This is a genomic window from Lacinutrix sp. (assembly GCF_037625555.1).
In the GTDB taxonomy this organism is placed as follows: domain Bacteria; phylum Bacteroidota; class Bacteroidia; order Flavobacteriales; family Flavobacteriaceae; genus Lacinutrix.
The window spans coordinates 1-8,755 of the sequence record NZ_JASJHV010000052.1 but is presented as its reverse complement, the minus strand read 5'-3'; the positions used below and the strand labels follow the sequence as shown (position 1 = coordinate 8,755).

Annotated in this window: 6 protein-coding genes; 3 read left to right on the top strand and 3 right to left on the bottom strand. The window is 29.7% G+C overall.

All coding sequences use genetic code 11. The annotated features are described in order from the left end of the window. Positions 1–148 precede the first annotated feature (148 nt). The 3 genes from QNK89_RS04040 to QNK89_RS04030 all read right to left on the bottom strand — a co-directional run bounded on the left by QNK89_RS04040 (position 149) and on the right by QNK89_RS04030 (position 2,495). A complete protein-coding gene (locus tag QNK89_RS04040; RefSeq protein WP_340169679.1) occupies positions 149–448 on the bottom strand; it encodes a type II toxin-antitoxin system RelE/ParE family toxin in 300 nt (99 codons plus the stop codon). Continuing rightward, the gene (locus tag QNK89_RS04035; RefSeq protein WP_340169678.1) at positions 435–692 is read right to left on the bottom strand and encodes a type II toxin-antitoxin system ParD family antitoxin; all 258 of its coding nucleotides are present in this window, start codon (positions 690–692) and stop codon (positions 435–437) included. Before QNK89_RS04035 ends, QNK89_RS04040 begins: the two co-directional genes overlap by 14 nt. 780 nt (positions 693–1,472) lie before the next feature. Further along, entirely contained in the window at positions 1,473–2,495 is a 1,023-nt protein-coding gene (locus tag QNK89_RS04030; RefSeq protein WP_340169677.1) for a LacI family DNA-binding transcriptional regulator, read from the bottom strand. Positions 2,496–2,671: 176 nt separating this feature from the next. Here QNK89_RS04030 and QNK89_RS04025 point away from each other — a divergent pair, with 176 nt between their 5' ends. The 3 genes from QNK89_RS04025 (at position 2,672) to QNK89_RS04015 (ending at position 8,472) form a co-directional block, all read left to right on the top strand. Continuing rightward, a complete protein-coding gene (locus QNK89_RS04025; RefSeq protein ID WP_340169676.1) occupies positions 2,672–5,302 on the top strand; it encodes a TonB-dependent receptor in 2,631 nt (876 codons plus the stop codon). Positions 5,303–5,408: 106 nt separating this feature from the next. Continuing rightward, positions 5,409–6,638 carry an MFS transporter gene (locus tag QNK89_RS04020; protein WP_340169675.1) on the top strand — a complete coding sequence of 410 codons (1,230 nt, stop codon included), beginning with the start codon at positions 5,409–5,411 and terminating at the stop codon, positions 6,636–6,638. Next, entirely contained in the window at positions 6,619–8,472 is a 1,854-nt protein-coding gene (locus tag QNK89_RS04015) for a trehalase family glycosidase (protein WP_340169674.1), read from the top strand. Before QNK89_RS04020 ends, QNK89_RS04015 begins: the two co-directional genes overlap by 20 nt. The last annotated feature ends 283 nt before the right edge of the window (positions 8,473–8,755 follow it).

The window sequence follows — 8,755 nt, the reverse complement described above, 5'->3', positions numbered from 1 at the left end:
AAAAATAAAAAAAAGTTGAAGATTAAATCTTGCTTTTTACCAAAGCAAAGTAACATAACGCAGAACATTATGAAACAAATTATTTCATAATTTACATTATATAAAATTGCTACAAGTTATAATATATTAGTAGGAATCACTTGATTTGTTATTGCTCAAGTAAATTAAATTCATAATCCATCTTTTGGCTTAAAACTCTAACGATAAAAACAGTATCTGTAGATATCATATAAAATAAAGTGTGTGATTTAAAAGTAAATCTTTTAAGTTCATTAATATATTGAGAGGCATCACGACCTAAATCTCTATTAGTAGAAAGCAATTCAAACGTATCGTGCATTTCAAAAAAATACTTTTGTGCTTGTAAAAGTCCAAACTTTGAGATTCCAAACTCATACATCACAGTCAGATCAAACTCAGCTTTACTTGATAATTTATAATCTGCCATCTTGCTTCATTCGAGTTTCAACCGCTGCCATAATTTCAGGAAGAGTTTTAGTACTAATTCCACTGTCTAAACCTTCTTGTAATTTCATTTTTAATGAAATGAAATTTTGATTTTTTGCTTGGTCTTGTCGTACAAGATTTCTTAAATATTCGCTATCATTGGTAAACTCTCCAGCTTCAATTTGAGCTTTAATCCAGTTATCTTGTTGTTCTGTAAATGTCACAGTTTTTCTAATTGTTGCCATAACTTGTATTATTAAATAATCATACTATTGGTGCAATATAGTGAATAGTGCTTTATGATAAAAACTTTATTATATGTATTCCACTTCGCACACTTTACCACCACCCTACTCCAGCCAAAGCTGTAAAGAGTGTTCCATTCATATTTTTAAATAATCTTTAGGTAAGAAAAACTTTTGAGGAAAACCGTAACTGATAATTGCTTTGTTTCAAAGCAAAGTGACATAACGCAAAGCATTATGAAACATTTATATTGTCATAATCCGACACTATGTAAAATTGCATTGTAACTGTTTTTAATGGAATTTTATTGTGTACAATTAATACTAACGTATATTTTAGCGCTTGCCTGAGATTTTCGTCGAAGGGCCAAAATAAAAGCTAGGTTTTTTGGGCTGTATTAAAAATCGCGTATTCGATAAAATGTACGTAATAAAAAAATTTAGACGATTCTCGCAAGCGTGCCACAAGAGTATAAAATTTTCTCTCGCTCAAATCCTTGCAATTTTGGAAACAATTAACGGCTCATTCGTTATATTATAGATTATTTACCTAAAAATGTCTTGAAGACATTTTTAGGTAAATACGGTTTGAAATGAAAAATTAGTTAAGTGTTGTATCCAAATACAATCTTCCACCGGATCATTTGTATTTGTATAGCCTAAAATATTGCGTTCCTCTCTCCTATTGTTTTGCCAAAATTATATGAGATCAATTCTAAACTCTTTTTCCATAACAGCTAAATATTACAGAATTAATTTTCATTTTGAAAATGAAATCAATCAGCTAGATTCTCGAATAACTAATTCTGTTTCCAACACAATTGTCGTATAATCAAAAGGAATCTTCTTTTTTTTATTTTTTATTTCTTTTAATAGAATTTCTACAGCGGTCTTACCCATTTCATAACCAGGTTGGTTTACAGTCGAAAGACTTGGAGAAACGATAGAAGACATAAACCAATTGCTAAAACCAAAAATAGCTATTTCTTTAGGTACTTTTATTTTATGATCATTTAAATATTTTAAAACTCCAATTGCTACAACATCTGTAATTGTAAAAACGGCATCTACCTCAATTTTATCAACTTCAATCATTTTTTTTGTATTCGCGTAACCGTCTTCGTAATCTGCATTATTATTGCAGACATAGACTAAATTTTTATCAAAAGGAATATTATTATCTAGCAAGGCTTGTTTATAACCTAAAAACCGATCAATAGAGTTTTGCGGATTTAAATCTCCTCTAAAGTGCGCTATTCGTTTGTACCCTTTTTTAATTAAGCAGGTAACTGCGTTGTAAGAAGCTTTTCTATCATCAATAATAACTTTAGAGCAATTTACTTGTTTGGCTATTTTATCAAATAATACCAAAGGAACGTTATAATCAATTACTTTATTTAGATGTTCATATCTATTTGTTTTATTCGACAAGGAAATTAAAATGCCATCTACTCCTTTATTTAATAATAGATCAATTTGTTTTTTTTCTAATTCAAAATTTTCGTTAGATTGAAGTAATATTACCAAAAAGCCGTGTTCTTCTGCAATGGTAATAATCCCTTTTATAACATTAGAGAAAAAGTGATGCACTGTTGCAGGTATAATTACCCCAATTGTTTTAGAACTTTTAGTTCTTAAATTAACAGCGAAAGAATTCGGAACATAATTTAATTCCTTTGCCAAAGCCTTTACACGAGCTTTTGTTTCTTTGCTAATATCTGGGTAATCTTTTAATGCTTTAGATACAGCAGTAATAGATAAGTTTAATTTTTCTGCTATTTCTTTTAAGGTTACAGGTTTCATTATTTGTAGTTAGACATTCAAATTAAAGTTATTTTATCGGATAAAGACGTTATTTCTTTAAAAATGATGAACTATAACGTTAAAGTTAGTATCTAAAACGTTTTAGTTATCGATTTGTTAAAATAAGATATCTATTATTTTACATTTACCAAAAAACAATCAAAAAATTTATTAATATGATTCTAAAATTAAGATTTATTAAATATATAACAATGGCTGCCATTTTTATATCGTTTAGCGCAGTAAATGCCCAAAACAGCATTTCTGGAACGACTAAAGATTCTTCAGGAGAACCTTTAGCTGGGGTTACAATTAGTATTAAAGATAGTAAAAAAGGGGAGAGTTCAGATTTTGATGGTAATTTTACTATCAACAATCTAGAAAATGCAACTTACACTTTTATAGCCTCTTATATAGGTTTTAAAACTGTTGAAAAACAAGTAGTAATTGATGGTAAAGACATTAAAAACTTAGCTTTTGTTTTAGACGAAGATTTTATGGCTTTAGATGCTATAGTAATTACAGCTTCTGGTAACCCTAGAACAAAATTAGAATCTAGTATTGCTATTACAACTATTGGTGCAAAACAAATTGAAGCCCAATCACCAAATAGTACTGCAGATTTATTGCAGTCTATTCCTGGTTTTTTAGTTGAAAACTCTGCAGGAGAAATAGGAAATAATTTATTTGCAAGAGGTATTCCTTCTGCAGGTGCTTATGAATATGTGCAATTTCAAGAAGATGGTTTGCCTGTTTTTGAAGATGGTGCATTGCAATTTGCAAATGTAGATACGTTTCAAAGATTAGACGCAACTACAAAAACGGTAGAAGCTGTAAAAGGAGGTACTGCCTCAATCTATGCAACTGGCGCTCCTGGTGGAATTATCAACTTTGTTTCAAATACTGGGCAAAACGAATTTAAAGGAATTGCTAAAGTTACTACAGGGGATTTTGGTCTAATTAGAACCGATTTTAATCTTGGAGGATCTATTGTAGAAGATAAATTATTTTTTAATATTGGTGGGTTTTACAGAGAAGATGACGGGATACGAGATACTGGTTTTAAAGCGAACAGAGGAGGTCAGTTTAAGTTTAATATGACTTACAAGTTTGATAAAGGATATGCGAGAATTAATTATAAAAAATTAAACGATAGAAACGTTTTTTATCAATCTACGCCCTTTGTTTGGGATAATGGTAAAGCAAAAGCTTACGCTGGTTTTGATGCTAATTTTGGGACACTTACTTCTGTGAATTTTAGTAAAATTAAAGTACCACAAGGAAATGGTGGTTATTTTGAAGCAAATTTAGAAGATGGTAGTCACCCAATAGTAGATGCTATTGGTGCTGAATTTAAATATGATCTTACAGATAAAATCACGGTTAAAAATGCTTTCAAATCTACAATTATAGACCTGAATTACAACGCAATATTTGCAGCGCAATGGATGGGAGATGTTTCTAGTCAAGCAGATTTTGCTACTAACAACGGATGGAGTGATGTACAATTTACTAATGACAATAATGGTGCCGTTTTAGATGCGTCTACAGAGCTAAAAAGAGCCGATTTATGGTACATTAAAAAAGACATGAATAATTTTGCAAATAACTTATCTTTTAATTTTGATTTAGGAAAAACGAAATTAAATATAGGTCACTATTATTCTAATTGGTCTTCTGCACAAAACTGGAACTGGAGTAGTCTTGTTGTTTCTGCAGCTACAAACCCTCAATTAGTAAATGCGGTAAATACAGTTTCTGGAGAAGGATATACTTACAATGGTATCTCTGGAATTAGCTGGTTGCAAAGAGAATCTACTGTAAGGGGCACAGTTAATGCAATTTTTGCAGATGCAGATATAGAGGCTTCAGAGAAATTAAATTTTAATCTTGGATTTAGATACGATAATGACAAATATTCTGGCTTTGGAGATCATGGAACTTGGGGGAATGATATAGGAGTTTTGCCAAATAATACTGCAGATAATGGTGTAAATATATTAACAGGCAATTATGTTCGTTGGGATTACGATGTGAATGAATTGTCTTATTCTTTAGCTGCAAATTATAAATTTAACAACAATACCGCTTCCTATATAAGACACTCTAAAGGTTTTAGAGCGCCTATAGAAGAATCTTTTTATGCAGCCGTAGAAAGTGGTTTAGGCAATGCAGCTTTAGAAGGTTTAAATATTACAGAAGTAACTCAAACAGAACTTGGGTTTAAATATTCTGGAGATCATATTGCTGTATTTGCAAATGCTTTTTACATGCAATTAGACAATATTGCCTACCAAGATATTCAAGCTGGTGGTTTAGCAGAAAGGAAGTTTGCAGATGTTAAGAATTTAGGTCTAGAATTAGAAACCATTTTTAACTATGGTAATTTTGATTTAGCTTTTAACGGAACATTACAAAATCCAGAATATGCCGATTTTGAAGGTTCTCAAGAAAGCAACAATGGTAATATTGCCAGACGTATCTCTAATTTTTATTTTAATGTTAGACCAAGTTATAACTTTACAAAAGCGTTTAATCTCTACGCTAAATACTCTTATTTTGGTAGTAAATTTCAAGATATAGAAAACACCTTTGAAATACCTTCTTTTGGAGTTGTAAATGCGGGTGCCTCTTATAGCTTAGATAATATAAGGTTTGGTTTAGATGCTTCAAACTTATTTAACACTATTGCATTAACAGAAGCAGATGGAATAGCCGCTGGTGGTGTACCTGCTAATGGTCAAACTTTTATGGGAAGGTCTATTTTAGGTCGTGCTGTAAAATTATCAATTGCCATAAACTTTTAAAGAATAATTATTTGAATTAGATTGAGTTTGTTATTGTAAATACTGTTTAAATTTTAACTTAAACAGTATTTACTTTTTTCAGAAAACAAAAAAACACATCATTTTTATGAAAAATAAATCTATAAAATTTGCCTTATATCTAAACTACTTTGTGTTTGCTATTTTACTAAATAGTGTAGGCATTGTAATTAAACAAGCTATAGATAATTATAATATTGGTGAGACAGATGCAAGTATTTTAGAGGCATTTAAAGATTTGCCAATTGCCATTGTTTCTTTTTTTGTCGCTTCTTTTCTTCCTAAAATTGGGTATAAAAAAAGCATGTTACTTTCTTTAAGTCTTGTTTTCTTTGGCTGTATGTATATGTATTTTGGTAATACATTTGGCAGTAGTAAAATACTCTTTTTAACTATTGGTGTTGCTTTTGCTTTTATAAAAGTATCTGTATTTTCTATGATTGGTTTATTAACCGAAACAAAAGAAGAACACAGTAGTTTTATGAGTTACATAGAAGGCTTTTTTATGGTAGGTATTGCTTTGGCATATTTTATTTTTCCTGTTTTTTTTGACGAAAATCATCCTGATGCTTGGTTACAAGTTTATTTATTTTTAGCGGGTTTAATTGCGGTATCATTTTTAATGCTGTTATTTTCTAAAATTGAAATAAAAGTAGAAAAATCAGAAAATACAATACAACAAGATTTTTTAGCAATGTTAAAATTAATGGCATTGCCATTGGTAATTTTCTTTGTAATAAGTGCCTTTCTATTTGTAATGGTAGAGCAAGGAATTATGACTTGGCTACCAAGTTTTAATAAAGGCGTATTGTCTTTAAACGATTCTTTAAGCGTACAAATGGCAAGTATTTTAGCAATATCGCTTGCAATTGGTAGAGTTTTAGCAGGCTTTTTAGTAAAAAAAATACACTGGTTAAAAATATTAACGGTTTGTATTATTGTTGCAATGCTAATTGTAGGGTTTATTTTACCAAGTGCGTTAACATTAAAATCTGTTGAAATAAACACAATTTCAAAAATTCCATTAATAGGTTTTGTCTTTCCAATAATTGGGCTCTTTATTGCGCCAATTTATCCACTAATAAATTCTGTAATTCTGTTTTCTTTACCTAAAAGAATGCACAGTTCTATGGCAGGATTAATCATTATTTTTTCAGCTTTAGGAGGAACTTTAGGTTCTCGAATAATTGGATACTTGTTTGAAAACATTGGTGGTGGTAAAGCATTCTTTTTTACGCTAATACCAATGGCTTTCCTATTAATTTCTCTATTTATGTTTAACAAAAAGATTAAAGTATATGAAAATTCACGTTCATAAGTCTAAACTTATAAACCAACTATTAAAGCAAGAAGACACTACAAAAAGTAATACAATAACTATAGAAGATACTGGTAAAAAAGAATTTATTTTAAAAAACCAAAAAGGCGCGTCCGTTAAAATTAAAGGCACTTATCATTTAGGTAATTTATTACAAGAAGTTGCACTGCTAAAAAATGAAGAAGGTTTTGTATCCTTAAAAAAAATTAAAGAAAAACCAACAAAAAGAATCTCTAGATTAATTAAAAAGTATTATTGGAAAACATTAACCAGAAGTACCAATAATGAAGATCTATTTAAAGTTTTAGAAGATGAAAAAAGAGCAAGCGACGTTTTTCGAATTTATGTACCAGAACAAGATTTGGTTGCTAAAGAGTTTTATCAAAAAACAGCAAAAAAACACAGCCAAGTAAAAATTGAGCTTTTACCTGAAAAAATTACCAATGAATATATCGAAAATCATCTATCTAAACCAGGTATTCTATCTTTAAAGATTGATTCAGAAACAAAAAAAAGTGTGCCTTATATAGTTCCTGGTGGTCGTTTTAATGAAATGTATGGTTGGGACAGTTATTTTATTGCTTTGGGTTTAATGATTGATGATAAGTTTAAACGTACCAAAGGAATTATTGATAATTTAGAATATCAAATTTTACACTATGGCAAAATTTTAAATGCCAATAGAAACTACTATTTATCACGTTCTCAACCGCCTTTTTTTACATCATTAATTAAACAATTTTATGAAAAATACAGTGATAAACTAACTGTAAATTGGTTAGAAAATAAATTAAATACTGCCATTAAAGAATACCAAGAAGTTTGGATGACAGAAAGCATTCGGTTATCAGAAAATGGGTTAAACAGGTATTTTGGTGAAGGAAAAAAAATACCCATAGAAACAGAAAAAGGACATTTTAATTTTATTTTAAAAAAATACGCAAAAAAACACCAATTAACAGTAGAAGATTTCGAAGAAAAATATAAAAATGATATTTTAAAAGAACCAGAATTAGACGAATATTTTGTGCACGACAGAAGTATGAGAGAAAGCGGGCATGATACTTCAACGCGATTAGATGGTGTTGCTTCACATATTAACCCTGTGTCGTTAAATTCCCTATTATATCAATTTGAAACAGATTTTGCGTATTTAATAAAAACGTATTTTAAAGACTCTTTTTTATACAATAACACCAAAATATCTAGTGCTTTTTGGTTGCGAAAAAGTGAAAAAAGAAAAGAAAAAATTCAAGATTTATTGTGGAATGTAGAAGATAAAAATTTTTATGACTATAATTTTAAAACTAAAAAACCTCATAAATATGATTCTGCAACTAATTTTTATGCATTATGGGCAAAAATTGCGACCAAAGAACAAGCGGAAAATTTAGTGAAATTACATTTGCCAAAACTTTTATGCAAAGGAGGCATCGCTTCTACAAGTGCTTTAAAGAATGATACAGAAAATGATACACCAAGCAGGCAATGGGATTCTCCTTATGGTTGGGCACCGCATCAAATGTTACTTTGGCAAGGTTTAATACATTATAATTACAATGCCGAAGCACAAGAATTAATTTACAGATGGCTTTGGTTAATTGTAAAAACTGCAGTAGATTATAACGGCTTAATTCCAGAAAAATTTGATGTGTTAAAATGTACACACAAAACAAATGTAGAATATGGTAATGTTGGCGATACTTTTAAATACATACCAAATGGTGGTTTTGGTTGGACAAATGCTTCTTATAAATTAGGTTTAAAACTTCTAGAAAAGAAATATCTAGATGAACTAAATTTAGTAACCAATCCGGATGCCCTTTTTGTTTAAAATTCAATGAATTTAAAAGTATAATCTGTAATTTTCTTTTAGAACAACTTTTTACTAAGATGAACCCCATTTATGAAATTATTTTAAATAGAATATTTTCATTTTTGAAACCCATTCCACACACATTTCACTGCACTCCTATCGTGGTTTCGTAAAAAGCGTATGTACGCGCCCCTTTCCTATTTTTTAAATAGTGTCTGGTCGTTAACAGACGATTTTTATAATTTGAATTATTTTTGATGTCATTTTCAGTTACTTTTTATAAGGTGATGCCTTAGCATCA